At 70.4% G+C, this 26,291-nt stretch carries 24 protein-coding genes and 1 pseudogene; 4 read left to right on the top strand and 21 right to left on the bottom strand.

The window, feature by feature from the left end:
• Positions 1-15: 15 nt before the first annotated feature.
• The 11 genes and pseudogenes from ABT360_RS22415 to ABT360_RS22365 form a co-directional block, all read right to left on the bottom strand.
• Positions 16-2,838 carry a DEAD/DEAH box helicase gene (locus ABT360_RS22415; RefSeq protein WP_351819225.1) on the bottom strand — a complete coding sequence of 941 codons (2,823 nt, stop codon included), beginning with the start codon at positions 2,836-2,838 and terminating at the stop codon, positions 16-18.
• Between the two features lie 155 nt (positions 2,839-2,993).
• Positions 2,994-3,950, bottom strand: coding sequence for a twin-arginine translocase subunit TatC (tatC, locus tag ABT360_RS22410; RefSeq protein ID WP_351819223.1), 957 nt, complete (start codon positions 3,948-3,950; stop codon positions 2,994-2,996).
• Between the two features lie 63 nt (positions 3,951-4,013).
• Positions 4,014-4,298 carry a Sec-independent protein translocase subunit TatA gene (gene tatA, locus ABT360_RS22405; RefSeq protein ID WP_351819220.1) on the bottom strand — a complete coding sequence of 95 codons (285 nt, stop codon included), beginning with the start codon at positions 4,296-4,298 and terminating at the stop codon, positions 4,014-4,016.
• A 211-nt stretch (positions 4,299-4,509) separates the two neighbouring features.
• The gene (locus tag ABT360_RS22400) at positions 4,510-4,707 is read right to left on the bottom strand and encodes a hypothetical protein (protein WP_351819217.1); all 198 of its coding nucleotides are present in this window, start codon (positions 4,705-4,707) and stop codon (positions 4,510-4,512) included.
• A 20-nt stretch (positions 4,708-4,727) separates the two neighbouring features.
• Positions 4,728-4,976 carry a hypothetical protein gene (locus tag ABT360_RS22395; protein ID WP_351819214.1) on the bottom strand — a complete coding sequence of 83 codons (249 nt, stop codon included), beginning with the start codon at positions 4,974-4,976 and terminating at the stop codon, positions 4,728-4,730.
• A gap of 219 nt (positions 4,977-5,195) precedes the next feature.
• Positions 5,196-6,152, bottom strand: a complete 957-nt coding sequence (locus ABT360_RS22390) for a helix-turn-helix transcriptional regulator (RefSeq protein ID WP_351819211.1) — start codon at positions 6,150-6,152, stop codon at positions 5,196-5,198.
• Positions 6,153-6,167: 15 nt separating this feature from the next.
• Positions 6,168-7,124, bottom strand: coding sequence for a helix-turn-helix transcriptional regulator (locus tag ABT360_RS22385; RefSeq protein WP_351819208.1), 957 nt, complete (start codon positions 7,122-7,124; stop codon positions 6,168-6,170).
• A gap of 184 nt (positions 7,125-7,308) precedes the next feature.
• The gene (locus ABT360_RS22380) at positions 7,309-7,680 is read right to left on the bottom strand and encodes an FKBP-type peptidyl-prolyl cis-trans isomerase (protein WP_351819205.1); all 372 of its coding nucleotides are present in this window, start codon (positions 7,678-7,680) and stop codon (positions 7,309-7,311) included.
• A 46-nt stretch (positions 7,681-7,726) separates the two neighbouring features.
• Positions 7,727-8,707, bottom strand: a complete 981-nt coding sequence (locus ABT360_RS22375) for an FKBP-type peptidyl-prolyl cis-trans isomerase (RefSeq protein ID WP_351819202.1) — start codon at positions 8,705-8,707, stop codon at positions 7,727-7,729.
• 586 nt (positions 8,708-9,293) lie between these two features.
• Positions 9,294-10,652: pseudogene (gene pafA, locus ABT360_RS22370) on the bottom strand (Pup--protein ligase); the annotation flags it as partial.
• Between the two features lie 9 nt (positions 10,653-10,661).
• Positions 10,662-11,942, bottom strand: coding sequence for an MFS transporter (locus ABT360_RS22365; RefSeq protein WP_351819199.1), 1,281 nt, complete (start codon positions 11,940-11,942; stop codon positions 10,662-10,664).
• A 455-nt stretch (positions 11,943-12,397) separates the two neighbouring features.
• On the opposite strand from ABT360_RS22365, the gene ABT360_RS22360 reads away from it, so the two are divergent.
• Complete coding sequence (locus tag ABT360_RS22360) at positions 12,398-13,417, top strand: LacI family DNA-binding transcriptional regulator (RefSeq protein ID WP_351819275.1); 1,020 nt, start codon at positions 12,398-12,400, stop codon at positions 13,415-13,417.
• A 52-nt stretch (positions 13,418-13,469) separates the two neighbouring features.
• Here ABT360_RS22360 and prcA read toward each other — a convergent pair whose 3' ends face one another.
• The 5 genes from prcA to arc all read right to left on the bottom strand — a co-directional run bounded on the left by prcA (position 13,470) and on the right by arc (position 19,211).
• A complete protein-coding gene (gene prcA, locus ABT360_RS22355; RefSeq protein ID WP_351819196.1) occupies positions 13,470-14,231 on the bottom strand; it encodes a proteasome subunit alpha in 762 nt (253 codons plus the stop codon).
• Positions 14,232-14,280: 49 nt separating this feature from the next.
• Entirely contained in the window at positions 14,281-15,126 is an 846-nt protein-coding gene (gene prcB / locus ABT360_RS22350; protein WP_351819193.1) for a proteasome subunit beta, read from the bottom strand.
• A 150-nt stretch (positions 15,127-15,276) separates the two neighbouring features.
• A complete protein-coding gene (locus ABT360_RS22345; protein WP_016325855.1) occupies positions 15,277-15,495 on the bottom strand; it encodes a ubiquitin-like protein Pup in 219 nt (72 codons plus the stop codon).
• A 168-nt stretch (positions 15,496-15,663) separates the two neighbouring features.
• The gene (gene dop / locus ABT360_RS22340) at positions 15,664-17,175 is read right to left on the bottom strand and encodes a depupylase/deamidase Dop (RefSeq protein ID WP_351819190.1); all 1,512 of its coding nucleotides are present in this window, start codon (positions 17,173-17,175) and stop codon (positions 15,664-15,666) included.
• Positions 17,176-17,444: 269 nt separating this feature from the next.
• Positions 17,445-19,211, bottom strand: coding sequence for a proteasome ATPase (gene arc, locus ABT360_RS22335; RefSeq protein ID WP_351819187.1), 1,767 nt, complete (start codon positions 19,209-19,211; stop codon positions 17,445-17,447).
• 232 nt (positions 19,212-19,443) lie between these two features.
• Here arc and ABT360_RS22330 point away from each other — a divergent pair, with 232 nt between their 5' ends.
• Positions 19,444-19,755 (top strand): ferredoxin, encoded by a 312-nt coding sequence (locus ABT360_RS22330; protein WP_351819184.1) that lies wholly within the window; start codon positions 19,444-19,446, stop codon positions 19,753-19,755.
• Between the two features lie 4 nt (positions 19,756-19,759).
• On the opposite strand, the gene ABT360_RS22325 is transcribed toward ABT360_RS22330, so the two are convergent.
• The 4 genes from ABT360_RS22325 to ABT360_RS22310 form a co-directional block, all read right to left on the bottom strand.
• Positions 19,760-20,335, bottom strand: coding sequence for a hypothetical protein (locus ABT360_RS22325; protein ID WP_351819181.1), 576 nt, complete (start codon positions 20,333-20,335; stop codon positions 19,760-19,762).
• Between the two features lie 194 nt (positions 20,336-20,529).
• Entirely contained in the window at positions 20,530-21,417 is an 888-nt protein-coding gene (locus tag ABT360_RS22320) for a tRNA (adenine-N1)-methyltransferase (RefSeq protein ID WP_073758328.1), read from the bottom strand.
• A gap of 18 nt (positions 21,418-21,435) precedes the next feature.
• Entirely contained in the window at positions 21,436-22,683 is a 1,248-nt protein-coding gene (locus tag ABT360_RS22315) for a site-2 protease family protein (protein ID WP_351819178.1), read from the bottom strand.
• Between the two features lie 79 nt (positions 22,684-22,762).
• Positions 22,763-23,029, bottom strand: a complete 267-nt coding sequence (locus tag ABT360_RS22310) for a hypothetical protein (protein WP_351819175.1) — start codon at positions 23,027-23,029, stop codon at positions 22,763-22,765.
• On the opposite strand from ABT360_RS22310, the gene ABT360_RS22305 reads away from it, so the two are divergent.
• Together ABT360_RS22305 and ABT360_RS22300 are read left to right on the top strand one after the other, a co-directional pair.
• Positions 23,028-23,813 carry a RecB family exonuclease gene (locus ABT360_RS22305; protein ID WP_351819173.1) on the top strand — a complete coding sequence of 262 codons (786 nt, stop codon included), beginning with the start codon at positions 23,028-23,030 and terminating at the stop codon, positions 23,811-23,813. The two genes, ABT360_RS22310 and ABT360_RS22305, sit on opposite strands and share 2 nt — an antisense overlap.
• 124 nt (positions 23,814-23,937) lie before the next feature.
• Positions 23,938-24,609 carry a response regulator gene (locus ABT360_RS22300; protein ID WP_064069109.1) on the top strand — a complete coding sequence of 224 codons (672 nt, stop codon included), beginning with the start codon at positions 23,938-23,940 and terminating at the stop codon, positions 24,607-24,609.
• 77 nt (positions 24,610-24,686) lie between these two features.
• Here the strand turns inward: ABT360_RS22300 and ABT360_RS22295 are convergent, their stop codons facing one another.
• On the bottom strand, positions 24,687-26,276 hold the full coding sequence (locus tag ABT360_RS22295; RefSeq protein WP_351819169.1) for an ABC transporter substrate-binding protein: 1,590 nt from the start codon (positions 26,274-26,276) through the stop codon (positions 24,687-24,689).
• Between the last annotated feature and the right edge of the window lie 15 nt (positions 26,277-26,291).

Here is a 26,291-nt window from a genome sequence, read left to right as displayed (position 1 = left end):
CTGCCAAGGGCCCTGTCAGCCCACCGAGCTGTAGGCGACGACACCCCGCAACAGCGCGTCGACCGCCTTGCGGGCGTTCTTGGCGACCGTGCTGTTCTCCTTCGGCGCGGCCGCCGCGATCTGGCCGAGGACGTCGATGACCTGCTTGCACCAGCGGACGAAGTCACCGGCCGGCATCTCGGCCTCGCGCAGCACCTCGTCGAGGCCCTTGTCGGAGGCCCACTGGTAGGCGGCCCAGGCGAAGCCGAGGTCCGGTTCGCGCTGGCCGACGCCCTCGGCCTGGTTGATCCGGAACTCCTCCTCCAGGGCGTCCAGCCGTCCCCAGATCCGCACCATCTCGCCCATCGCCGCCTTGGCCCTGCCCGACGGGAGCTTCGGCGCGACCGCGTCGTCCGCTTGCCTTGCCTCGTAGACCAGGGCCGAGACGCACGCGGCCAGCTCGGCCGGGTTGAGGCCCTCCCAGACACCGTCGCGCAGGCATTCGCTGGCCAGCAGATCCAGTTCGCCGTAGAGGCGGGCGAGCCGCTTGCCGTGCTCGGTGACCTCGTCGCCGCGCAGGTAGTCCATCTCCGTCAGCAGGGCGACGATCCGGTCGAAGGTGCGCGCGATGGTGTTCGTCCGCCCCTCGATACGCCGCTCCAACTGCCGTGTGTCGCGCTGGAGCCGGTGATACCGCTCGGCCCAGCGCGCGTGGTCCTCCCGCTCGTCGCACCCGTGGCAGGGGTGCGCGCGCAACGCGGCGCGCAGGCGGGTGATCTCGCGGTCGTCGGCGGCCGCGGAACGCTGCTTTCGGTGCCGCTCCGGGGCTATGTGCCCGGCCTTGGTGCGCAGCGCGGAGGCGAGGTCGCGCCGCGACTGCGGCGAGCGGGGGTTGAACGACTTGGGGATGCGCATCCGCTCCAGCGGCTCGACCGGCACCGGGAAGTCGATCGACGCGAGCCGCTTGACCTGCCGTTCGGCGGTGAGCACGAGCGGGCGCGGCCCGTCGACGTGCTCGAAGCCACGGTGCCCGTTGGACCGCCCGGCCGGCAGGCCCGGGTCCAGCACCAGGGCCAGCCCGGCGAACTTGCCGGTGGGCACATGGATGACGTCGCCCGGCTTGAGCCGCTCCAGAGAGGTGGCGGCCGCCACCCTCCGCTGCGCGGCACCCTGCTTGGCCAGCTCGGTCTCACGGTCCTTCAGCTCGCGGCGCAGCCGCGCGTACTCCTCGAAGTCACCGAGGTGGCAGGTCATGCCCTCCCGGTAACCTTCCAGCCCCTCCTCGTTCCGCTGGACCTGACGCGAGATGCCGACCACCGACCGGTCCGCCTGGAACTGGGCGAACGACGTCTCCAGCAGTTCGCGCGAGCGGTGCCGGCCGAACTGGTCGACCAGGTTGACCGCCATGTTGTACGAGGGCTTGAAGCTGGAGCGCAGCGGGTACGTCCGCGTGCCGGCCAGGCCCGCCAGGTGGCCGGGGTCCATGCCGCGCTGCCAGAGCACCACCGCGTGGCCCTCGACGTCGATGCCGCGCCGCCCCGCTCGCCCGGTCAACTGGGTGTACTCACCCGGGGTGATGTCGGCGTGCTGCTCGCCGTTCCACTTGACCAGCTTCTCCAACACGACCGAACGGGCGGGCATGTTGATGCCGAGCGCCAGTGTCTCGGTCGCGAACACCGCCTTGACCAGGCCCTTGACGAACAGTTCCTCGACGACCTCCTTGAAGGTCGGCAGCATGCCCGCGTGGTGGGCCGCGATGCCCCGCTCCAGGCCTTCCAGCCATTCGTAGTACCCAAGGACGTGCAGGTCCTCGGTGGGGATCGAGGCGGTGCGCTCCTCGACGATCTCCCGGACCCGGGCGCGTCCCGCCTCGTCGTTGAGGCGGAGTCCCGCGTAAAGGCACTGCTGTACGGCGGCCTCGCAGCCGGCCCGGCTGAAGATGAACGTGATGGCGGGCAACAGCCCCTCGGCATCCAGCCGCTCGATGACCTCGGGCCGTCCGGGCGTCCAGATCCGCGACCGCTGCCGCCGCTCCCGCTCCCGGTCGGCCTCCCGGCCACGGCGCCGGTCGCGGCCGTTGAACGACGGCCGCGAATTCTCCATGCGCGCCAGGCGGACCAGGTCGGGGTTGACCTCGCGCCGGCCGGCTCCCCGGCCGCCGTGGTCGGTCTCCTCCTCGAAGAGGTCGTAGATCCGGCGTCCGGCCAGGACGTGCTGCCACAGCGGCACGGGCCGGCTCTCGGAGACGATCACCTCGGTGTCACCACGGACCGTGTCGAGCCAGTCACCGAACTCCTCGGCGTTGGACACGGTCGCGGAGAGCGACACCAGCGTCACGGACTCCGGGAGGTGGATGATCACTTCCTCCCAGACGGCACCGCGGAACCGGTCGGAGAGGTAGTGCACCTCGTCCATCACCACATAGCCCAGGCCCCGGAGGGACTGGGAGCCCGCGTACAGCATGTTGCGGAGGACCTCGGTGGTCATGACGACCACCGGCGCCTCGGAATTGACGCTGTTGTCACCGGTGAGCAGGCCGACCTTGCCGGGTCCGTACCGCCTGACCAGGTCGGCGTACTTCTGGTTCGACAGGGCCTTGATGGGCGTGGTGTAGAAGCACTTGCGCCCCTGCTCCAGGGCGAGGTGCACGGCGAACTCACCGACGATGGTCTTGCCCGAGCCGGTGGGTGCCGCGACGAGTACCCCCTTGCCGGCCTCGAGGGCGCGGCAGGCCTCGATCTGGAACGGATCCAGCTCGAAGTCGTACAGGGCGCGGAAGGGAGCGAGCGCGGTTGCCTGCTCGGCGGCGCGGAGCCGGGCGGCCGCGTACGCCTCCGCGGGTGTGAGTTCTTCTGTCATCTTGCTATCGAGCCTACCCGCCGGCACTGACAGTCAGCCGATCTTTAATCACCACAACGGCCTGTGACCGGGGACGTACGCATCGGGAACGGCCGAAGGCCCTCCAGGTGCCTGGAGGGCCTTCAGTCCGCATGGGCGTGCGCCGGGCGCACCCGTCAGGTGATGTCGTCGTAGCCGCTTCCGTTGAGCCGCTGCGAACGGCCGCCGTCCGCCTGTTCGGGCAGGGCAGGGGCCGACGGGATGGGCTCGACGGCTCCGACGGCCTCGGGCGTGAGGTCCAGCTCGGAGGCTTCGTCGTCGGCGAGCCCGCGGTCGGGGTTCCTGAACTGCCGTCGTCTGTCGTTGAGCAGCGAGATGCCGACCGCGATGAAGTAGAGCACCGCCAGTGGGCCGGCCAGGAGGATCATCGAGAGGGGGTCGCCGCCCGGCGTCGCGATCGCGGCGAACGCCGTCAGGCCGATGATCATGCCTCGCCACCAGTGCAGCATGCGCCGGCCGGTGAGGACACCGGTGAAGTTGAGCAGGATCAGCAGCAGGGGCAGTTCGAAAGCCAGGCCGAAGACGATCACCATGCGGGTGATCAGGTCGAGGTAGTCGTCGAGCGGCAGCAGGTTCTTCGCGCCTTCCGGCGTGAAGCTCAGCATGATCTCCGCCGTCTGCGGCAGGATCGTGTAGGCGACCCACGCCCCGAGGACGAAGAGCGGGACACCGATGGCCGCGAAGCCGAGCGCGTAGCGCTTCTCCTGCTTGTGCAGACCCGGAGCCACGAAGGCCCAGAGCTGGTAGAGCCAGACCGGGGTGGCCACGAGGACGCCGGCCATCAGGGCCACCTTCAGCGCGATCGTGAACGGCGACAGCAGACCATTGGTCGTCATGTCCGCGCACGGCCTGCCGTCCCGCGTCAGGGTCTCGCCTCGCGCGCAGCCCACCGACTCCAGGATCGGCTTCATCAGGAACTCGAAGATGTCCTTCTGGAAGAAGGCCGCGACGATCACCGCTACCGCCACCGCGATGACCGACTTCAGCAGCCGGTTCCGCAGTTCACGCAAATGCTCGACAAGAGGCATCCGCCCCTCGTCGTCCTTCTCCCGCTTGCGGGCAGACTTGAGCAACCCACTTCCCTTGTCTCGTGCGAGTGCGGTAGCCGTCGGCGTGTAACGCTCAGCGCGTGTGCGTCAGCTCTTGGTGGTGTTCTGCTCGGCGACCGGGCGGGCGCTGCTCACGTCGCCGGGCGCGGCCTGGATGGTGCGCGGGGCGGGCTGCTGCTGGGCCGTCGCGTCCGTGGTGGACGCCGGGGCGGACTCGGTGTCGTCCTTCTTCATGGCCTTCGCCTCGCTCTTCAGAATGCGAGCCGACTTGCCCAGCGAACGCGCCATCTCGGGAAGCTTCTTGGCACCGAAGAGCAGCAGGATGACGAGGATGATCAGAACGATCTCGAGGGGCTTCAGATTGCCGATCATGTGCGACTTCCTTCTCACCGAGGCGGCTGGGGGAGTGGGACTTACCTGTGCGACCGGACGGCTGTCCAGCCCCATGCTGCAAGGATCGTAACTCGCACGGGTAAACGTCGGGCAATCCCTGTGCATACTCCGCGTTCCCGGCAAGAGCCTCAACACTTGTGCCGGGACCAGCAGCGTACCTCTCGCACCTGCGCGCGAGGAGACCGGCGACCTACCGCAAATCCTCGCTGGTACGGGCCAGATCGGTGGCCGCCCGCTCCAGATCCTCGGCGGCGCGATTGATCCGCTGTGTGGTGTGCGTCACTTGGCGGCCGAGGCGTTGGGCCTCGATGAACACCCGGATGCCGAGGATGCCGAGGACGGCGATACCGAGGAACCCCAGGGCGATGGCGAGCATGGGCCAGAACATGCGCAGAGCCTAGACGACGCTCAGACGGTGGAGTGGAGGCGCAGCGTCCGCACGCCGCCGCCGGTGAGGAGCTCCACGATGCGCTCACCGGCGGGTTTGCGCACGGCGGAGCCGCATTCGGGGCAGGTGAAGGAGTAGAACGTGGTCCGGCGGCTGGCGCCGATGGCGAGGCGCAGGGAGCCGGCCGAGAGTTCCAAGCGGGCCTGGCACTCGGGGCAGGCGGCCTTGAAGAGGACCGGGGCCGATGGTGACAAGATGGTTCCGGGCATCACGGACAATTCCCTCAATTCCCTCGACGACTCGCCGACTCGCCGACTCGACGACTGCCCCCCGCGGCGCGACCGGCGCGATTCCGCCGACCCGTTCCGGCCGGGCATTCCGCCGTCGCGTCCCCGTTGCGAGTTCCGCGGACGCGTTCCCGGCACGCGTTCTCGACACGCGATCCGCCTCCGTGTTCCGCCTCACTCGTCCCGCGTCACTCGCTCCGCCTACTCCCGGCCGTCGTACGCGGCCAGCGCCTCGCACGCCGCCTGCCGGGCACTCGCCGCCAGCTCCGGCGGGGAGACGATCCGGCCCTCCCTGCCCAGCCGCAGCGCGAGCCGCCGGAGCGAAGCCGGGTCCGGCGTACGCAGGGTGATGCGCAAGCCGCCGTCGGGCAGTTCCTCCGCACTGTCGTGGGGGTAGTACTCGGCCACCCACCGGCCGCCGGGCCCCACCTCGACGACGACCTCCGGATCGTCGGCGGACGGCTGGACCAGCCCCTCGGACAGGTCTCGCAGCTCGATCTCGGGCGGTGCGGACGGCTCGTCCAGCAGACGGATCTCGGCCACCCGGTCCAGGCGGAAGGTGCGCCGCGCCTCGGACAGGCGGCACCAGGCCTCCATGTAGGTGTGGCCGACGGCGAAGAGCCGGATCGGGTCGACCTCCCGCTCGGTCAGCTCGTCCCGCGCGGGCGAGTAGTAGCGCAGCCACAGCCGACGCCGCTCCGAGATCGCCCGGTCGACCTCGGCGAACACCCCGCCCTCGGACTCGAAGGTCACCGACAGCCGGGAGCTGGCGCCGGCCGCCTCCCCCGCCGCGGCCTCCAGCTTGGCGGTGGCGCGCAGCAGCGCCTCCCGGTCGCCCTCGCGCAGCCCGGGCAGGGTGGCGACGGCCCGTGCCGCGACCAGCAGCGCGGTCGCCTCGTCGGCGGCGAGCCGCAGCGGCTCGGCGACGTCGTCGGGGTTGTGCCACCAGATCTGCTCGCCGTCCGTGTCGATGTCGAGCAGATCGCCGCCGCGGAAGCTGGTTCCGCACATGGGCAGGACGTCGAGGTCGGAGATCAGCTCGTCCTCGGTGATACCGAACGCCCGGGCGACGTCCCCGACATGGGCGCCGGGGCGCTCACGCAGGTAGGTCACCAGGGAGAGCATCCGCCTGGTCTGGTCGATCGCGTTCGCGGCCATCGTTGTCCGTCCCCCTCAGCCTTTGGCCACGGCACGCAGCCGGTCCATCACATCGGCCCGCAGATCGGCGGGTTCCAGTACGACGACGTCCGGACCGAACTCCACGAGCCAGGCGTCCAGGCCGTGTCCGTACGGGATCTCCAACTCGTCCCAGCCGTCCCCCAGTTCCCGCACCGACAGGGCGCGGGCGCGAAGCGGGTAACCGCAGTCGGTGCGGAGCCGGATCAGGGCGGACCGGGTCGCGGTCTCCCCCGCCCAGCTCTCGACGGTCTCGCGGACGGTCGACACGTCCGGTACGGGCGCGGTGAAGGCCCCGGCACGGGAACGGACCTTGCCGGTGATCCGGGACAGCCGGAAGACGCGCTCGGCGCCGCGCTCGCGGTCCCAGCCGGCCAGGTACCAGTGGCCGCGCCAGCACTCCAGCGTCCAGGGCTCGACATGGCGGGTCTCGGGGCGGGCGGCGTTGGCCTTGCGGTACTCGAAGACGACGGGGCGCCGGTCGCGGCAGGCGAGCATCAGCGGCTCGAAGGCGGCCTCGCGGACGGGGATGCGCGGTTCGAGGGCGCTGTGCGGGGTGTCGTAGGTGTCCTCCGCCTCGGGCATGCCGGCGGCGCGCAGCTTCTGGAGGGCTCCGCTGGCGGCGCCGGCGAGGCGGGCCTGCTGCCAGACCTTGGCGGCCAGGCCGAGGGCCGCGGCCTCCTCGGCGTCGAGCTGGATGGGGGGCAGCCGGTTGGAGTCGCGGCGGGCGAGGTAGCCGGTCTCGCCGTCGAGGTTCTCCACGGTCTCGATGACGAGGCCGAGCTCGCGCAGATCGTCCTTGTCGCGCTCGAACATGCGGTTGAAGGAGTCGTCGGAGCCGGCTTCCAGGTAGGCCTCGATCGAGCTGCGCAGTTCCCGCTTGCTGAGCGGGCGCCGGGTCCCCAGCAGGCACAGCGCCAGATTCATCAGCCGCTCGGCCTTGGCAATGGCCATCGACGCCCTGCACCTCTTCTTATGGAGTCACTTTTCCCGCTCAACGTACCGCCCCGGGGTGTCGCGGCAAAAGTCACGGCAAGGCCGAGGGCCCGTGCCTGGAGGCACGGGCCCTCGAGGTGACCGGTTCCGGCCACGACGCGACGGCGATCACCCGCCGGTCATGCGAAGCGCAGGCGGCGGGTCAGACGCCGACCAGGTCGCAGACGAAGATCAGCGTCTCGCCCGGCGCGATGCGGCCACCGGCGCCGCGGTCGCCGTACGCGAGGTGCGCGGGGATGATCAGCTGGCGACGGCCGCCGACCTTCATGCCCTGCACGCCCTGGTCCCAGCCCTGGATGACCTGGCCGACGCCGAGCTGGAACTGCAGCGGGGTGCCGCGGTTCCAGGACGAGTCGAACTCCTCACCGGTGGAGAACGCCACGCCCACGTAGTGGACCTTGACCATGTCACCGGCCTTGGCCTCCGGGCCGTCGCCCTCCCAGATGTCCTTGATCTCCAGGTCCTTCGGCGGCTCGCCACCCGGGAAGTCGATCTCGGGCTTGTCGATGTTCACGAAAAACAGTGCTCCTCAAACGATGTACTGATCAACCGGGACAGTCTTACATCACGGCGAGGATGTCGAGGGAGAAGACCAGCGTCGAGTTGGCGGGGATGTCCCCGGACGCCTGCGCGCCGTAGCCCAGCTCCGGCGGGACGACGAGCATCACACGGCTGCCGACCTTCTTGCCCGCCAGGCCCTGCTGCCAGCCCTTGATCAGGCTCTGCAGCGGGAACTCCGCGAGCTGTCCGCCCTTGTAGCTGGAGTCGAATTCCTTGCCACCGTCCCACAGGACGCCCTTGTACTGGAGCAGCAGCTTGTCCGTGGGCTTCACGGCCTGGCCGTCGCCCTCCAGGATGTACTTCGCGACCAGGCCCTTGGGAGCGGGCTTCTTGGGCACCTCGATGGACGGCGCCGCACCGTCGGTGTTGGTGCCGACCTTGGGCAGGTCGATGTTGTCCTGGGCCACCTCGCGGCCCTTGGCCGAGCTCTTGGCGTTGAAGGTGCCACGGATGTCGACGACGAACACCAGCGTGTCGGTGCCCTTGATCCCGCCCTGCGGGTTGCCCTGCGTGCCGTAGCCGAGGGCCGGCGGGATGGCCAGCTCGACCCGGCTCCCGACGGTCTTGCCCGGCAGCGCCCGGTCCCAGCCCGGGATGAGCTGGCCGACGCCGATGGCGCTGGTCAGGGGCGCCTTGCGGTCGTAGGAGTTGTCGAAGACCTTGGCGGTGTCCCAGATCTGCCCGAGGTAGTCGAACTGCAGGTAGTCGCCCTTGGCCACCGTCTGGCCCTTGCCGGGGATGAGCGTCTTCACGGCGAGGTCGGACGACGGCTTGCCCGGGCCCTTGGCGACGGTCGGCTTCTGGCCGAACTTCGTTCCCGCGGTGACGGCGGGCAGCGGACCCTCCACGATCTTCGCGGAAGGCTCCGCGGGTGCGGACGGGCTCTCGTCGGTCTTGGCCTCGTCGGACTTGTCGTCGCCGCAGCCCGCGAGGGTGAGCAGGCCGGCCGGGACGGCGAGAAGGAGGGAGCGACGGCGCACGGAATGCCTCGTATCTTGGTCGGGATCTCGGGATCTGCAGGTCTTCGCAATCGAGTTCGCGAGGGTGTCGCGTCACTCTACGGCGTGACTCTACGACGTACGTGAGCCGCCGCACGAGCAACGCACGGCGCCCACAACGATGAGCCCTGACACCGACGAGCCCCCGAGCCCCCGGCCGGCCCCGCGCGAGCCCGGCACCCAGGCCCCGTCCGGGCCCGTCTCCCCCGCTCCCGGCGTCCGCAGCCCGCCCGCGGCTCGGCCGCCCGGATCCCACAGCCCGCCCCGGGCCGGCTCCCGCCAGGGCCCGGAGGACGGCGGCCCGGAGGGGCGCCGGGACAGCGGGCGCCGGGCCGGAGGACGGCGGGACAGCGGGCGCCGGGCCGGAGGACGGCGGGACAGCGGGCGGCGGACCGTGAGCAGCGGCCGGAGGACGCGCCCTGGTGGGAGCCGGGCCGGGGGACGGCGGGCCCGCCCGCGGCTCGGCACGGGTGCCGGCCCCGGCGTCCGGCACCCGTGCCCACTGACGGCCGCCCGGCCGAGGGCTCGCCCCGGCCACTGCGGCCCGGCCGCGGCCCGCCCTCGGCCACATGCCGGCGATGAGCTTCTCCACCCGGTCGTCGACCGACCGGAAGGGGTCCTTGCACAGCACCGTGCGCTGCGCCTGGTCGTTGAGCTTGAGGTGCACCCAGTCGACGGTGAAGTCCCGTCGCTGCTCCTGCGCCCGGCGGATGAAGTCGCCGCGCAGCCGCGCCCTGGTGGTCTGCGGGGGCACCGACTTGCCCTCGAAGATCTTCAGGTCGTTGCAGATGCGGGCGGCCTGTCCCTTCTTCTCCAGCAGGTAGTAGAGCCCGCGCCGACGGTGGATGTCGTGGTACGCGAGGTCTATCTGGGCGACCCTCGGGTGCGACATGGTCATGTTGTGCTTGGCCCGGTACCGCTCCAGCAGCTTGTACTTCATGACCCAGTCGATCTCGGTGCCGATCCGGTCGAGGTCCTCCTCCTCGATGGCGTCCAGCGTGCGGCCCCACAGCTCCAGGACCTGCGCGACGGTACCCGTACGGATGCCGCGCCGGTCGACGAAGTCGGCGGCCTTCTCGTAGTACTCGCGCTGGACCTCCAGGGCGGATGCCTCGCGTCCGCTGGCGAGGCGGACCTTGCGCTGTCCGGTGATGTCGTGGCTGACCTCACGGATCGCCCGGATCGGATTCTCCAGGGTGAGGTCGCGCATCACCGTGCCGGCCTCGATCATGCGCAGGACGAGGTCGGTGGCGCCGACCTTCAGCAGCATGGTCGTCTCGGACATGTTCGAGTCACCCACGATGACGTGCAGGCGGCGGTACCGCTCGGCGTCGGCGTGCGGTTCGTCGCGGGTGTTGATGATCGGCCGGGAGCGGGTCGTCGCGGAGCTGACGCCCTCCCAGATGTGCTCGGCCCGCTGGCTGACGCAGTAGACGGCGCCGCGCGGGGTCTGCAGCACCTTCCCGGCGCCGCAGAGCAGCTGCCTGGTGACGAGGAACGGAATGAGGATGTCCGCGAGCCGCGAGAACTCCCCGTGGCGGGCGACGAGATAGTTCTCGTGGCAGCCGTAGGAGTTTCCCGCCGAGTCGGTGTTGTTCTTGAAGAGATAGACGTCGCCCGCGATTCCCTCCTCGTGCAGGCGGCGTTCGGCGTCGACGAGCAGGCCCTCGAGAATGCGCTCGCCGGCCTTGTCGTGGGTGACCAGTTCCGTCACGTTGTCGCATTCGGGAGTTGCGTATTCCGGATGCGATCCCACGTCGAGGTAGAGGCGGGCGCCGTTCCGCAGGAAGACGTTGCTGCTGCGGCCCCATGACACGACACGGCGGAAGAGGTAGCGCGCCACTTCGTCAGGAGACAGTCGGCGCTGTCCCCTGAACGTGCACGTGACGCCGTACTCGTTCTCCAGCCCGAAAATGCGGCGGTCCATGACTGAACATTACGCCTGATGGCCTGTGCTGAAACCGGGTTCGACAGCACCGTTTCGATCATTTTCCGATGCCGCCACGACATCTCCGGCATGTTGGGCTCCGCGAAGGGGGACCGCCAGTACGCGCCGGGTCGCCAGCAGGACCAGCAGGGCGACGAATCCCCCGGCACCCGCCACGGCGAAACTCGCGGTGGTGCCGGAGAGCTGGACCACCGGACCCGCCGCGGCCGTTCCGGCGGCGGCCCCCACGCCGAAGGTGGTCACCAGCCAGGAGAACGCCTCGGTGACCGTGCCGCGCGGGGCGTGCCGGTCGACGACGATGAACGCGCAGGCGATGGCCGGGGCCAGGAACACGCCCGCCAGGGCCGCCAGGGCCGTCATGGGCAGTACGCCGGGGGTGAGCAGCAGCGGCAGATACCCGAGGGCCAGCAGGCCGACGAGGACCTGCAGGCGGCGCTCCGGGGCGCCCGCCCACTGCCGGGCTCCGTAGAGCGTGCCGCCGGCCAGCGCGCCGAGGCCCAGGGCGGCCATCAGCCAGCCGTACACGGAGTCACTGCCGTGGTCCTCGGCGTAGGCGTAGGCGGCGACGGTGATGGAGCCCATGGCGAGGCCGACGAAGAAGAACGAGCCGAGCAGGGCCAGCAGCCCGGGTGAGCGCAGCGCGCCGAGCCAGTGTGCCTCACGGGGGGCGGAGCGCCAGGCGCGGGACGGTTCGGCCAGGACGACGGACAGGGCGCCGAGTACGCCGATGGCGTTGATGACGAGCAGGGCGGCGGCCGGCGACCAGAGCGAGACGAGCAGCGTGACCATCAAGGGGCCGACGGTGAACATGACTTCCTGGGCGACCGCGTCCATGGCGTACGCCCGGTGGACCCGGTCCTCGCGGCCCAGGACGCTCGGCCACAGGGCCCTGAGACCGCCCTCCAGGGGCGGGGTGAACAGTCCGGCCACGGCGACGGCGGCGTACGTGAGCGGCAGCGGGTCGATGCCGGTGAGGACCAGCAGCGCCATGCCCAGGGCGGAGACCAGGGCCGCCGGGAGCTGGACCCGGGGTTGGCCGTACAGGTCGACGGCGCGGCCGAGGAGGGGCTGGCCGATGGCGTTGCCGATGCCGTACACGGCGGCGAGCCCGCCGGCGAGGCTGTAGCTGCCGCCCTCGGCACGCGTGAACAGCATCAGGGCGATGGGCCCGGTGCCGTTGGGGAGGCGTCCCACGAGGGTGCCTATGAGCAGCCTGGCGGCATGGGGTGCCTTCAGGATGTCGGCGTATCCGCCCGACGCGGCGGCCATGTGCTGCCCCTCTCCCCCGGCACTCGAACCGAGGTTTTACGTATAACTTCCTTCGTCATACGTACCATGTCGGCATCCCGCGGGTCCACCCTCGCGGTCCGATCGTCGAAGCGGAGGCGTGCGTGCACCACCCGGACCGAGCGGTTCCCGAGCCGGCGTCCCGGCCGGCGCCCGGCGGGGACGACTCCCGGCGGAACGCCGGCCCCTCGCCCCGCGCGACGGCCGCGTCGGCGCGCCCGTCGGTGCCCGGCCGTGCGGCGGGCGCTCCCGGGGCCGCGACACCGCCCGCGGCGGACCCCGCCCGGCCCGCGGCGGTGCCGGAGGCGGACCCGAGCACCTCCGCGGGGCGGCGTGCCCAGTCCGGGCGTGCCCAGCCCCAGGGAGCCGAGCCCCGGCCCGCCGAGCCGAGGGATACCGGGGTCGCCGAGGGCACCGACGCGGCCGGGGACGCCCCCGTGCCCGCCGTCGGCGGTGCGCGGCCCACCAGCCGGGACGTCGCGCGGGCCGCGGGGGTGTCGCAGGCCACCGTGTCGCTCGTCCTCGGCGACAAGTGGCGCGGGCGGGTCTCGGAGCGCACGGCGCGGCTGGTACGGGAGGCGGCCGACGAGCTCGGCTACCGCCCCAACCTCGCGGCCCGCAACCTCCGCCTCGGCAGTACCAGGACCGCGCTGCTGGTGGTGCCCGCCCTCACCAACGAGTTCTTCGCCCGGGTCTACACCGGCGCCGCCGCGGTGGCCGCCCGCCACGGCTTCGGGGTGGTCCTGTACCCCTCCCCCGAGGGCGTCGGCCCGGCGAGGGACCCGTTCGCCTCGGCGCGGGCGGCACTGGACGGGGTGATCGCCTCCTCCATGGCCGCCGACGCGCTGCGGGCGATCCGCGGCACGGACCTGCCGCTGGTCATGCTCGACAGCGACCCGGCCGACCCGGGCGCCGCGGCCCATGTGAACCTCGACATCGCCGACGGCATGCGGCAGGTGACGGACCATCTGCTGGCGCTGGGTCACCGCCGCTTCCTGCACCTGTCGTCCGCCGTGCCCTCCTGGACCTTCGACGTACGCGGGCGGGCCCTGGCCGCCTGCCTGGACGGCCTCCCCGGCGTCTGTGTACGGACCGTTCCGGTGCCGCTGGAGGTGAACGGCGCCCGCGAGGCCGCCGAACGCGCGCTGACCGCGCCGGGGGCGCGTCCGACGGCACTGGTCTGCGACGACGACATCGTGGCGGCGGGCGCCTGCAAGGCGGTACGGAGACTGGGGCTGCGGGTCCCGGAGGACCTGTCGGTCACCGGGTTCGACGACCTCGCCCTCGCCACCGCGGTGGAGCCCGAGCTGACCACGGTCCGGCTGCCCGCGGAGCGGATCGGCGAGCGCGGGATGACGGCCCTGCTGGACGTCCTCGCGGGCCGCCCGCCGGAGCACGGCGACCTCCCGGTCACTCTGATGCCCCGCGGCTCCTCGGGCCCGGCCCCGGCCCCCTGACACGCCGGTGCCCCGGCCGCGCGGGCGGTCCGGGGCACCTGTCGGCCGGGGGTCAGTCCTCCGACTCCTCCGGCTCCTCGTCCGAGGGGGCGTCGGTCGGGGTGGACGCCGAGGCGTCCGCCTCCAGGAGGCGGGCCAGCTGGCGGCCGACGATCCGCTTGAACTTGCGCTGCTGGGGGCGCGTGCGGTCCAGGATGGCCACCTCCAGCCGCTCCGCGGGGATCTCCCGCTCGCTGCCGTTGGTGTCCCGGGACAGCGCCTGTACGGCGAGCTTCAGCGCCTCGGCGAGCGACATCCCGTCGCGGTGCCGCTGGTCGAGGAAGGTGCTGATCTGCTCGGCGTTGCCGCCGACCGCGACCGAGCCGTGCTCGTCGACGATCGATCCATCGTGCGGCAGGCGGTAGATCTGGTCGCCCTCGGGGGAGGTCCCCACCTCGGCGACGACCAGCTCCACCTCGTACGGCTTCTCCCCCGCGCTGGAGAAGATGGTGCCCAGCGTCTGGGCGTACACGTTGGCGAGGCCACGGGCCGTCACGTCGTCGCGGTCGTAGGTGTAGCCCCGCAGGTCCGCGTAGCGCACGCCGCCGATCCGCAGGTTCTCGTACTCGTTGTACTTACCGGCCGCGGCGAAACCGATCCGGTCGTAGATCTCGCTGAACTTGTGCAGCGCACGGGACGGGTTCTCACCGACGAAGACGATGCCGTCGGCGTACTGCAGCACAACCAGGCTGCGTCCACGGGCGATGCCCTTGCGGGCGTATTCCGCCCGGTCCTGCATGGCCTGTGCGGGCGAGACATAGAACGGCGTCGTCACCGGCTATCCGTCCCTTTCTTCAGGTGGAAAAACATCAAGAGCGCGAACGTCAGAGCAGCGCGGCGCGCGGGCCGTCGGGCTGTTCGAGGCGGCGCTCCAGGATCGCGCGGGCGGTCTCGGACGACTCGGCCTCGGTGAGCCGCCGGAAGCCCTCGTCGGTGATCACGGTGACGATCGGGTAGATCCGCCGGGCCACGTCCGGGCCGCCGGTCGCCGAGTCGTCGTCCGCCGCGTCGTAGAGCGCCTGCACGACCAGGGTGATGGCCTGCTGCTCCGTCAGGTCGTCGCGGTAGAGCTTCTTCATGGCACCCCGGGCGAAGATCGAACCGGAGCCGGTGGCCGCGAAGCCGTGCTCCTCGGAGCGGCCGCCCGTCACGTCGTAACTGAAGATCCGGCCCTTCTCGCGCTCGACGTCCCAGCCGGCGAAGAGCGGAACCACGGCCAGGCCCTGCATCGCCATGCCCAGGTTGCTGCGGATCATCGTGGAGAGGCGGTTCGCCTTGCCCTCCAGGGAGAGCTGCGCGCCCTCGACCTTTTCGAAGTGCTCCAGCTCCAGCTGGAAGAGCTTGACCATCTCCACGGCGAGGCCGGCGGTGCCGGCGATGCCCACGGCCGAGTACTCGTCGGCCGGGAACACCTTCTCGATGTCGCGCTGGGCGATCATATTGCCCATCGTGGCGCGCCGGTCACCGGCGAGCACCACGCCGCCGGGGAAAGTGGTGGCGACGATGGTGGTGCCGTGCGGTGCTTCGATGGCGCCCTGCAGGGGCGGCAGGGTCCGCCTGCCGGGCAGCAGGTCGGGCGAGTGGTCGGCCAGGAAGTCCATGAACGAGGAGGAGCCGGGCGTCAGGAAGGCTGCCGGCAGACGCCCGGTGCTACGAGGGTTGGCTTCCACGCGTTTCCTTCCGAAATGAGGCGGCGGCCCGCCGCTGCGGCGGTCGGGCCGATCATGCGTGCTGTGCACGGACCTTACCCGTGCCGTCGCCGGTCATCCGTCCCGGTGCCGTCGGCTTTCACCGACGGCACCGGGGAAGGACAACGAGCTCTACTGTCCGCCCTTTTGCACGAAGGACCGTACGAAGTCCTCGGCGTTCTCCTCGAGGACGTCGTCGATCTCGTCGAGTACGGAGTCGACGTCGTCGGACAGCTTCTCCTGGCGCTCCTTGAGGTCCTCGGACGCCTGCGCGTCCTGCGCCTGCTCCTCGACCTCCTCGGTGGAACGTGTGGCCTTCTGCTGCCCGCCGCCGGTGTCCTTGGTCGCCATATCCCTCACCCCGCTCGGTTTGCCCGCTTGGTTCGGTCTCTCAAGATCAGACCCTACAAGGACGGTCTGACATCGGCCCTGTACTTTCTCCAACGTCCAGGGAGTATCCCCATGATTCCCGGAGATCTCCGGGCCAAGCTCTTTTTCGTACGCGTACTCGGCCGCCGCTCAGTGGCCGGACAGCACGCGGACCAGGTCCTCCGCCGTACGGCAGCGGTCCAGGAGCTCCTTCACATGGTTACGTGTACCGCGCAACGGTTCCAGTGTGGGCACCCGCTGCAGGGAGTCGCGACCGGGCAGGTCGAAGATCACCGAGTCCCATGAGGCCGCGGCCACGTCATCGGCGTACTGCTCCAGGCACCGGCCCCGGAAATAGGCCCTGGTGTCCTCCGGAGGCTTCGCCTGCGCCCGCGTGACGGCGTCCTCGTCCAGCAGCCGCTTCATCCGCCCACGGGCCGCCAGACGGTTGTACAGGCCCTTGTCGGGCCGTACGTCGGCGTACTGCAGGTCCACCAGGTGGAGCCGCGCGGCGTCCCAGTCGAGCCCGTCGCGGCGCCGGTAGCCCTCCATGAGCTCCCGCTTGGCCACCCAGTCCAGCTCGCCCGCCAGGCTCATCGGGTCGTTCTCGAGCCGGTTGAGGGTGTCCTCCCACCTGACCAGCACGTCCTTGGTCTGCTCGTCGGCATCGGCGCCGAACCGCTCCTCCACGTACTTGCGGGCCAGCTCGAAGTACTCCATCTGCAGTTGTACGGCGGTGAGTGTCCGGCCGCTGCGCAGCGTGATCAGGTACTGGAGCGAGGGGTCGTGCGAGACCTGGTGCAGGGTGCGCACCGGCTGGTCGACGGCGAGATCGACCGTGATGAAGCCGTCCTCGATCATCGACAGCACCAGGGCCGTCGTGCCGAGCTTCAGGTACGTCGAGATCTCCGAGAGGTTCGCGTCCCCGATGATCACATGGAGCCGGCGGTACTTCTCGGCGTCGGCGTGGGGCTCGTCCCGGGTGTTGATGATCGGCCGCTTGAGGGTGGTCTCCAGGCCCACCTCGACCTCGAAATAATCGGCGCGCTGGCTGATCTGGAAACCGTGCTCATGGCCGTCCTGACCGATGCCCACGCGGCCGGCGCCCGTGACGACCTGCCGGGAGACGAAGAACGGCGTCAGGTGGCGCACGATGTCCGAGAAGGGGGTCTCCCGCTTCATCAGGTAGTTCTCGTGCGTGCCGTAGGAGGCGCCCTTGTTGTCGGTGTTGTTCTTGTAGAGGTGGATCGGCTGGGCGCCCGGCAGCTGGGCCGCCCGCTCCGCGGCCTCCGCCATGATCCGCTCGCCCGCCTTGTCCCACAGGACGGCGTCGCGCGGATTGGTGACCTCGGGGGCGCTGTATTCGGGGTGCGCGTGGTCGACGTAGAGCCGCGCCCCATTGGTGAGGATCACATTGGCCAGGCCGATGTCCTCGTCGGTGAGCTGGCTGGAGTCGGCGGCCTCGCGGGCGAGGTCGAAGCCGCGGGCGTCCCGCAGCGGGTTCTCCTCCTCGAAGTCCCAGCGGGCGCGCCGCGCCCGGTGCATCGCCGCCGCGTAGGCGTTGACGATCTGGGACGAGGTGAGCATGGCATTGGCGTTCGGGTGGCCGGGAACGGAGATCCCGTACTCCGTCTCGATGCCCATTACTCGCCGTACAGTCATGCGGCCCTCCTTGCCCGGCGGCGTCCCCGTCCGGGAACGGCGCTCAAGTACCGCTGCTTCTCCGATGCGTGTGCGGTGCCCGTCCCCGCACTGCGCGACTCGGCGGTACGGAAGAGCCTAGAACGCCTCTGCGCTGGTGGGGAGATCAATTGCGTCATTGCTGCGGTCTGGTCGGAATGCGGCCAGGGACCGGTGAAAGCAACCGGCCGCGGATGCCCTCCCCCGCCGTGGGCGGGGGGAATCCGGGGCACCCGCAGCCGGAATGCGATCTACAGGTACTGACCGGTGTTCGCCACCGTGTCGATGGACCGACCGGTGTCGGCGCCCTGCTTTCCGGTGACGAGGGTGCGGATGAAGACGATCCGCTCGCCCTTCTTTCCGGAGATCCGGGCCCAGTCGTCCGGGTTGGTGGTGTTCGGCAGGTCCTCGTTCTCCTTGAACTCGTCCACGCAAGCCTGGAGGAGGTGGGAGACCCGAAGGCCTTTCTGGTTGTGGTCGAGGAAGGCCTTGATGGCCATCTTCTTGGCCCGGTCGACGATGTTCTGGATCATCGCGCCGGAGTTGAAGTCCTTGAAGTACAGGACTTCCTTGTCACCATTGGCGTACGTCACCTCGAGGAACCGGTTCTCCTCGGATTCCGCGTACATCTGCTCCACGACCGACTGGATCATCGCCTGAGCCGCGGCTTCCTTGGACCCATTGTGCTCGGCCAGGTCGTCCGCGTGCAGCGGCAGCGAAGGTGTCAGGTACTTGGCGAAGATGTCCTTGGCCGCCTCCGCGTCCGGACGCTCGATCTTGATCTTCACATCGAGCCGGCCCGGCCGGAGGATGGCGGGGTCGATCATGTCCTCGCGGTTGGAGGCGCCGATGACGATGACGTTCTCCAGGCCCTCCACACCGTCGATCTCGGCGAGCAGCTGCGGGACGATGGTGTTCTCCACGTCCGAGCTGACACCGGAGCCACGGGTGCGGAAGAGGGACTCCATCTCGTCGAAGAAGACGATCACCGGGGTGCCCTCGCTCGCCTTCTCACGAGCACGCTGGAAGACCAGGCGGATGTGCCGCTCGGTCTCGCCGACGTACTTGTTGAGGAGCTCGGGGCCCTTGATGTTGAGGAAGTAGCTCTTCCCCGCGGGCTGCCCGGTCACCTCGGCGACCTTCTTGGCAAGGGAGTTGGCGACGGCCTTCGCGATCAGCGTCTTGCCGCAGCCGGGCGGGCCGTACAGAAGGATGCCCTTCGGCGGCCGCAGTTCGTGCTCCTGGAAGAGGTCGGGGTAGAGGTACGGAAGCTCGACCGCGTCACGGATCAGCTCGATCTGGTTCCCCAGACCGCCGATCTTGGTGTAGTCGACGTCCGGGACCTCCTCGAGGACGAGTTCCTCGACCTCGCTCTTCGGGATCACCTCGTAGACGTAACCGGACCTGGGCTCGAGCAGCAGGGCGTCGCCGGGCCGGATGGTGATGTCCAGCAGCGGCTCGGCGAGCCTCACCACCCGTTCCTCGTCGGTGTGCCCGATCACCAGGGCCCGCTCGCCGTCCTCGAGGATCTCCTTGAGGGTGACGATGTCCCCGGCGCGCTCGAACTCCATGGCCTCGACCACGTTGAGCGCTTCGTTGAGCATCACTTCCTGGCCGCGCCGGAGCTCGTCGAGCTCGACGCTGGGGCTGACGTTCACCCGGAGCTTGCGGCCCCCGGTGAAGATGTCGCAGGTGCCGTCCTCGTTCGCCTGCAGGAAGACACCGAAGCCGGCCGGGGGCTGCGCGAGCCGGTCGACCTCCTCCTTGAGGGCCACGATCTGGTCGCGGGCCTCACGGAGCGTATTGGCGAGTCGCTCGTTCTGTGCGGACACGCCGGCCAGGTTGGTCTGCAGCTCGACGATCCGCTCTTCGAGAATCCTCGTGTGACGCGGAGAGTCGGCGAGCTTACGTCGCAGGACGGCGATTTCCTGCTCGAGATAGGCAACCTGGCCGGCAGGGTCTTCAGACCCCCGCCCCGGCCGGATGCCGCGGTTGATGTCGTCGTCGTGGGCTGCCACGGTCCTCACCTCCTCCAAGGGGAGCTGGACGCTTCCTGACCCTACCTGGGTGGGTGGTGATTGAAACCCCTAGATCACAAAGACTCTCGAGGTGTGTCCGATCTTCACCCTTGCGCTCTCCCTCGCACCAGGGGGATACCCACCCATCAACACTTGAAAGCGGGCGGTTGTATCGTCGGAGTGGTCAACACCCGTCAGGGTTGGCCCGACTTACCACACCAGAGGCAGGAACATGACCGTGCAGCACGAGGCTCCGACCACGGGCGCCGGCGAGGCCCTGGAGGTCTGGATCGACCAGGACCTCTGTACCGGCGACGGAATCTGCGCGCAGTACGCCCCCGAGGTCTTCGAGCTGGACATCGACGGCCTGGCGTACGTGAAGAGCGCCGACGACGAACTGCTGCAGGCCCCCGGGGCCACGACGCCCGTTCCGCTGCCCCTGCTCCAGGACGTCGTCGACTCCGCGAAGGAGTGCCCCGGCGACTGCATCCACGTGCGGCGCGTGGCGGACCGGGTCGAGGTCTACGGCCCTGACGCGGAGTGACCGATCAGGCACTCCGGGCTTCGGCCGGGGTGGAGCGGACGAACTTGTCCCCCTCCCACCGCCACTTGACGGTCTCCCGCTGGTCGGGACAGCAGCTCGGTACGTCCGGTGAGGAGTAGCCGAGCAGGGTCGCGGTGACCACCCCGTCACGTACGGCGATCCCGCCGACGCTGCGGCGCTCGGCAGGCTCCACCAGCGTGGCCACCACACGGGACCCGGTGCCGGTGCCGCGGGCCAGGACGTACACGCCGCTGGGCGGTGTTCCGGAGCCCGCGCGGCAGTGCGCCGCCACGACCGTCTCCGGCCGGCCGTCGCCGTCGATGTCCCCCGTCGCGCGCTTCGCCACCACGCTGGCCGCGCCCGCGCATTCGAGGGGGTACGTCACCGCCGCCGGGTCGGGGGCGGGGGCCGGCGCGGGAGCCGCCGCTGTCCGGATACCGCCCGTCTGGGAGGCGGTGGCGGCTTCGGGCTGGAGCACCCCGGCGCCGGCGACCACCGCGGCCATCGCCGCGGCGGTGGCGAGCCAGTGCACCGGGCGGGCGTGGGTGTGCGCGAGTTCCTGAAGGGCGGAGGTCTGCACGCGGAGTGCCTCCTGTGGGCTGTGCGGTGGGGGTGGCCAGCATCGTGCCATACGTCACAGGTGGGCGGAACCGCGGGGTCGGGCTGCGTTCCCGCGCGGTGCCGAACGTAAAGGCGCCGCCGTCGAGTTCTCCCACCGGTGGCGGGAACTCGACGGCGGCGCCGTCGCCTTGTCGGGGCGTCAGTCCTGGGGCGTCAGCCCTTGTTGGGGCCTTCGTAGTCCTCGCCGTACGCGCCCTTGGCGGGACGGCGGCGGCGCATCGGAGGCTCCACGCCGTCGGCGAGGCGGCGTGCGGTGAGCAGGAAACCGGTGTGGCCGATCATGCGGTGGTCCGGGCGGACGGCCAGGCCCTCGACGTGCCAGTTGCGGATCATCGACTCCCAGGCGGCCGGCTCGGCGAAGCAGCCGATCTCGCGGATGGACTCCACGGTGCGGGCCAGCTGGGTGGTGGTCGCGACGTAGCAGCAGAGGATGCCGCCGGGGACGAGGGCCTTGGAAACGGCCTCCAGGCACTCCCAGGGCGCGAGCATGTCCAGGATCACCCGGTCGACGTCGGTGTCGGACAGGTTGTCCTGGAGGTCACCGACCGTGAGCTGCCAGGCGGGGTGCGGGCCGCCGAAGTAGCGCTCCACGTTGCCCTTGGCGATCTCGGCGAAGTCCTCGCGTCGCTCGTAGGAGTGCAGCATGCCGTCGTCGCCGATGGCGCGGAGCAGGAAGCTGCTGAGCGAGCCGGAGCCCACACCCGCCTCGACGACGCGTGCGCCGGGGAAGATGTCGGCGAAGGCCAGGATCTGCCCCGCGTCCTTGGGGTAGACCACGGCGGCGCCGCGGGGCATGGACAGGACGTAGTCGGGGAGCAGGGGGCGCAGCGCGAGGTAGGCGACGTTTCCCGTGGTACGGACAACACTGCCCTCGGGAGCACCGATCAGCTCGTCGTGCGGGAAGGAACCCTTGTGGGTGTGGAAATTCTTCCCGGCCTCGAGCGTGAACGTGTAGTGGCGTCCCTTGGGGTCGGTGAGCTGGACCTGGTCCCCGACCTCGAAGGGCCCGCGACGGCGGGCGGCACCGGTCGGTTCGGACATGTGACCAGTGTATGGGCTTCAGGAACCCGGCCGTGCCATCGCCTGGACGAAGGCCCGCTCGACGTCCGCGGTGGACAGGACGCCGTAGATCTCGCCGGACTCCTCGACCACCAGGTACTCCGTGGCCGGAGTCGTGCGCAGCTTGTCCAGGAGCGCCTCGCCGGCGAGGTCCGCCGGAACCCTCATGCCCTCGGTGAGGTCCTGGGCGAGGCCGCTGACGGCGACCCAGGGACGGCGGTGCTGGGGGATGCCGACGATGGCCGTTTCGCGGACCAGGGCCGTGGGCTCTCCCTGGCCGTCGACGACGACGAGGGCGCGGGCCCCGGCCTCGTTGGCGCGGCGGAGCGCTTCGGAGAGGGGGGTGTCGGACTCGACCGGGACGGCGCGCCGGGTGAGGGTGCGGGCGCGCAGCTCGGGGAGGTGCTCGCGCAGCCGCGCCATGCGGAGGCTGTTGCCGGCGCCGGTCCAGATGATGGCGGCGAGGATGGCGGCGAGGAGCGCGTCGGTGACGGTCTCGAGGCCGCTGATGTCCTCGGTCGCGTTGCCGAGGGCACCGGTGTGGGTGAGCAGCGGGAGGCCGATGAGGACGGTGACGGCGAGGGCGCGGCCGACCCAGGCGGCGGCGACCGTGCCGCTCATGGGCTTGCCGGTGATCTTCCATACGACGGCGCGGAGCATGCGGCCGCCGTCGAGCGGGAGGCCGGGCAGCAGGTTGAACGCGGCCACGATGAGGTTGGAGATCATGAGGCCGGCGAGCAGGACACCGGGCACGGTGTCGGGTTCGGCGGCGTACATCCCGGCGTAGAAGACCCCGGCGAGGACCAGGGAGAGCAGCGGGCCGACGACGGCGAGGACGAACTCGCGGCCGGGGGTCTCGCACTCCTTCTCGATCTCCGAGACGCCGCCGAAGAACTGGAGCTGGATGCGGCGCACCGGCAGTTTGAAGCGGAGCGCGGCGACCGTGTGGGCCAGTTCGTGCACGAGCACGGAGGCGTAGAAGGCGACCGCGAAGAAGAGGGAGACCAGGTAGCGGGCGCTGCCGAGCTCGGGCAGGACCCGGTCGATCTGGCCGCCGAAGACCCAGGTGATCAGGGCCGCGACCAGGAACCAGCTGGGGGCGACGTACACGGGCACGCCGAAGATGCGGCCCATCAGGATGCCGCCGCCTTCCCGTGGCCGCTGCGGTTTTCCGCTGTCGGGAGCGGTGGTTCCGGCCGGATCGGACCGCGGGCGGAGGTGCTCGCCGCTCTCGTCGTCCTTGTTCACAGGTTCCCTTCGGTGTGAAGCGTCACACGACGATCATGCATGGTGGGAGGCTCTGGCGTCGATGGTATGCCGCGCGGTGTCAGTGGCGGGCCGTAGGGTTCTGAACCATGACCACGAGCCCGTCCAGCTCTCCGAGCCCGCCCGCCGATGCCGGCCCGTCCAGCTCTCCGAGCCCGCCCGCCGATGCCGGCCCGTCCGCCTCTCCGAGTCCGTCCGCCGATGCCGGGCCGTCCGCCGGTCCCGGCCCGTCCACGGACTCCGGCCGGTCCACGGACTCCGGCTGCGGCGACGCCCGGGGCCCGCGGCCGCCGGCGTCGCTCTCGCCGTCGCGGGCGAGCGACTTCATGCAGTGCCCGCTGCTGTACCGGTTCCGGGTGATCGACAAGCTGCCGGAGAAGCCGAGCCCGGCGGCGACGCGCGGCACGCTGGTGCACGCCGTGCTGGAGCGGCTCTTCGACGATCCGGCGGTGGACCGGACGGTGCCGCGGGCCAAGGCGATGGTGCCGGGGCAGTGGACGCGGCTGCTGGAGTCCAGGCCGGAGCTCGGGGAGCTGTTCGAGGGGGACGCGGACGGGGAGCTGCTGGCTCGCTGGCTGGCCGAGGCGGAGCAGCTGGTCGAGCGGTGGTTCACGCTGGAGGACCCGACGCGGCTGGAGCCGGCGGAGCGCGAGCTGTTCGTGGAGACCGAGCTGGAGTCGGGGCTGCGGCTGCGGGGGGTGATCGACCGGGTCGACGTGGCGCCGACGGGCGAGGTGCGGATCGTCGACTACAAGACGGGCAAGGCCCCGCGTCCGGAGTACAGCGAGGGCGCGCTGTTCCAGATGAAGTTCTACGCCCTGGTGGTGTGGCGGCTGAAGGGCGTGGTGCCGCGCCGGCTCCAGCTGGTGTACCTGGGCAGCGGTGACGTGCTGACGTACGACCCGGTGGAGGCGGACCTGCTGCGGGTGGAGCGCAAGCTCCAGGCGCTGTGGGAGGCGATCGCGCACGCCACGGAGACGGGCGACTGGCGGCCACGTCCGACGAAGTTGTGCGGGTGGTGCGACCACCAGTCGGTCTGTCCCGAGTTCGGCGGCACTCCCCCGGTCTACCCGCTCCCGATCGTCCCAGCGCCGCGGACGGACGAGCCGTAGGGACCGCGGCGGGCGGAGGGCGCGGTTCCGTGTCGACACGGGGTGCGGCGCCGGGACCGGCGGAGTCCCGGCGGGGCGGTCAGGGCAGAATGGGCCCGGTCAGCTGAGCCTTGAAGGAGTACCTGTGGCTATCCGCGTCCTACTGGTCGACGACCAGCCGCTGCTGCGCACCGGCTTCCGGATGATTCTGGAGGCGGAGCAGGACATCGCGGTCGTCGGTGAGGCCGGGGACGGCCTCCAGGCTCTCGACCAGGTCAGGGCGCTGCAGCCCGATGTGGTGCTGATGGACATCCGGATGCCCCGCATGGACGGCGTGGAGGCGACCCGGCAGATCACCGGACCCGGCCGCGACGGACCGGCGAAGGTGCTGGTGCTGACGACGTTCGACCTGGACGAGTACGTGGTGGAGGCGCTGCGCGCCGGGGCCAGCGGCTTCCTGCTGAAGGACGCGCCGGCCAACGAGCTGGTGCAGGCGATCCGGGTGGTCGCGGCGGGCGAGGCGATGCTCGCGCCGAGCATCACGCGCCGGCTGCTCGACAAGTACGCGGACCACCTGCCCTCGGGCGAGGAGCCCGTGCCGGACGCGTTGAACACGCTGACCGACCGTGAGGTCGAGGTGCTGAAGCTGGTGGCGCGCGGGCTGTCGAACGCCGAGATCGCCGCCGACCTGTTCGTCAGTGAGACGACGGTCAAGACCCATGTGGGCCATGTGCTCACCAAGCTGGGCCTGCGCGACCGGGTCCAGGCCGCGGTGTACGCGTACGAGAGTGGTCTGGTGCGCCCCGGCGCCCAGTGACCGCTGCGGAAACCTCCGGTACCGAGAAGCGGGGTGCCCGACGCCGGTCGGGCACCCCGCTTTCGTATCGGCTCGGATCAGCCCTTCTTGATCTCCCAGAAGCGGAAGACGGTGGACGCGTCCAGCGTCCACTCCAGGCCCGTGATGCCGTCGCGGGCGACCGCGTACTGCTTGCCCTGCCACAGCGGCAGGATCGGCACGTCCTTGGCCACCAGGTCCTGGAGCTTGCCGAAGTCCTCCTCGGCGGCGGTCCGGTCGGCGGTCGCGGCGGTGCGCGGGACGAGCGTGCCGGTGATCTTGCTGTTCTCGTAGTTGTTGTTGAGGACGTTGCCCTCGCCGAAGAACGGCTGCGTGAAGTTGTCCGGGTCCGGGTAGTCGGGGACCCAGCCCTTCACGTACACGCCGTACTTGCCGGCCTTGATGTCCTTCTCGTACTGCTCGAACTCCACGGACTTGACGGTGGCGTCGAACAGCTTGCTGTCGTTGAGCTGCTTGGCGATCGCCTTGAGCTCCTCGTCGGTGGAGGGGCCGTAACGGCTGGGCGTCGACCAGAGGGTGAGCTTCACCTTGCCGTCGATGCCGGCGGAGCGCAGCGCCTGCGCGGCCTTCTCGGGCTGCGGCTCGTCGCCGTACTCGTTGACGAAGGCCGTGTTGTGGCCGACGACCCCCGCCGGGATGATCGAGTAGAGCGGGGTGGCGGTCGACCGGTAGATGTCGTTGACGAGGGCGTCACGGTCGACGAGGTAGGCGATGGCCTTGCGTACGCCGAGCTTGCCGACGACCGGGTCGTCGACGTTGAACACCAGATGCTGCACCTCGGCGCTGGAGCCCTCGACGACCTCGATCTCGCGCTCCGACGACGTGCTGGACGCCTCGATCCCGGCGATGTCGGCCGCGGCGAGGCCACGGTAGGCGACGTCGACCTCGCCCTTCTGCAGGGCCGTGCCCAGCGCCTTGCGGTCACCGTGGAAGAGCTTCAGCGTGACGCCGCCGTTCTTCACCTTGACCGTGCCCCGGTAGTCGGGGTTGGGCGAGAAGACGGCCTCGCCGTCGCTGAACGAGTCGAGCTTGTACGGGCCGGAGCCGACGGCCTTGCCGTCCTCGCGCAGCTCCCCGTCCTTGTACTCGCGGTGGTCGACGATGGAACCGGCACCCGAAGCGATCTTGCTCGGGAAGGTGGCGTCGGGGACCTTCAGCGTGAACACGACGGTCTTGTCGTCCGGCGTGTCGATCTTGTCGATCGTGCTGAGCAGCGGCGCGGGGCCGGTCGGGTCGTTGATCTTCAGCGCCCGCTCGAAGGAGAACTTGACGTCCTTGGAGGTGAGGGGGTTGCCGTTGCTGAACTTCAGCCCGTCGCGCAGCGTGCAGCGGTAGACCTTGCTGCCGCCCTGGTCGAAGCCGCACTTGTCGGCCGCCTCCGGCTGGGGCACCGAGGCGCCCTTGGGGAAGCTGAGCAGGGACTGGAAGACGTTGTTGAACAGCAGCCACGAGCCCGGGTCGTAACCGGCGGCGGGGTCCGTCGCCAGAACCTCGTCGGACATGCCGACGATCACCGAGCCACCGGAGCCACCGGCGTCGCCGCTCTTCTCCTCGCCGCAGCCGCTCAGCATGGCGGCCGCAAGTCCCGCAGCCAGCGGGGCCGTCAGCCACTTGTTGTGTGCCTTCACAGGAACCTTGCCTCT

This window comes from Streptomyces sp. NPDC000229 (genome assembly GCF_040300825.1).
In the GTDB taxonomy this organism is placed as follows: domain Bacteria; phylum Actinomycetota; class Actinomycetes; order Streptomycetales; family Streptomycetaceae; genus Streptomyces.
Note: the sequence above shows the minus strand (reverse complement) of the source record. Positions and strands in the feature narration are given on the sequence as shown.

Bases quoted from the DNA above. Each gene is read 5' to 3' on its own strand.
- ABT360_RS22320 (WP_073758328.1), bottom strand. From the start codon at position 21,417: ATGTCCGAACCGACCGGTGCCGCCCGCCGTCGCGGGCCCTTCGAGGTC.
- ABT360_RS22400 (WP_351819217.1), bottom strand. From the start codon at position 4,707: ATGTTCTGGCCCATGCTCGCCATCGCCCTGGGGTTCCTCGGTATCGCC.
- dop (WP_351819190.1), bottom strand. From the start codon at position 17,175: ATGACTGTACGGCGAGTAATGGGCATCGAGACGGAGTACGGGATCTCC.
- ABT360_RS22345 (WP_016325855.1), bottom strand. From the start codon at position 15,495: ATGGCGACCAAGGACACCGGCGGCGGGCAGCAGAAGGCCACACGTTCC.
- ABT360_RS22305 (WP_351819173.1), top strand. From the start codon at position 23,028: ATGCAGTGCCCGCTGCTGTACCGGTTCCGGGTGATCGACAAGCTGCCG.
- ABT360_RS22385 (WP_351819208.1), bottom strand. From the start codon at position 7,124: ATGGCCATTGCCAAGGCCGAGCGGCTGATGAATCTGGCGCTGTGCCTG.
- ABT360_RS22390 (WP_351819211.1), bottom strand. From the start codon at position 6,152: ATGGCCGCGAACGCGATCGACCAGACCAGGCGGATGCTCTCCCTGGTG.
- ABT360_RS22395 (WP_351819214.1), bottom strand. From the start codon at position 4,976: ATGCCCGGAACCATCTTGTCACCATCGGCCCCGGTCCTCTTCAAGGCC.
- ABT360_RS22310 (WP_351819175.1), bottom strand. From the start codon at position 23,029: ATGAAGTCGCTCGCCCGCGACGGCGAGAGCGACGCCGGCGGCCGCGGG.
- tatA (WP_351819220.1), bottom strand. From the start codon at position 4,298: ATGATCGGCAATCTGAAGCCCCTCGAGATCGTTCTGATCATCCTCGTC.
- ABT360_RS22415 (WP_351819225.1), bottom strand. From the start codon at position 2,838: ATGACAGAAGAACTCACACCCGCGGAGGCGTACGCGGCCGCCCGGCTC.
- ABT360_RS22330 (WP_351819184.1), top strand. From the start codon at position 19,444: ATGACCGTGCAGCACGAGGCTCCGACCACGGGCGCCGGCGAGGCCCTG.
- ABT360_RS22365 (WP_351819199.1), bottom strand. From the start codon at position 11,942: ATGGCCGCCGCGTCGGGCGGATACGCCGACATCCTGAAGGCACCCCAT.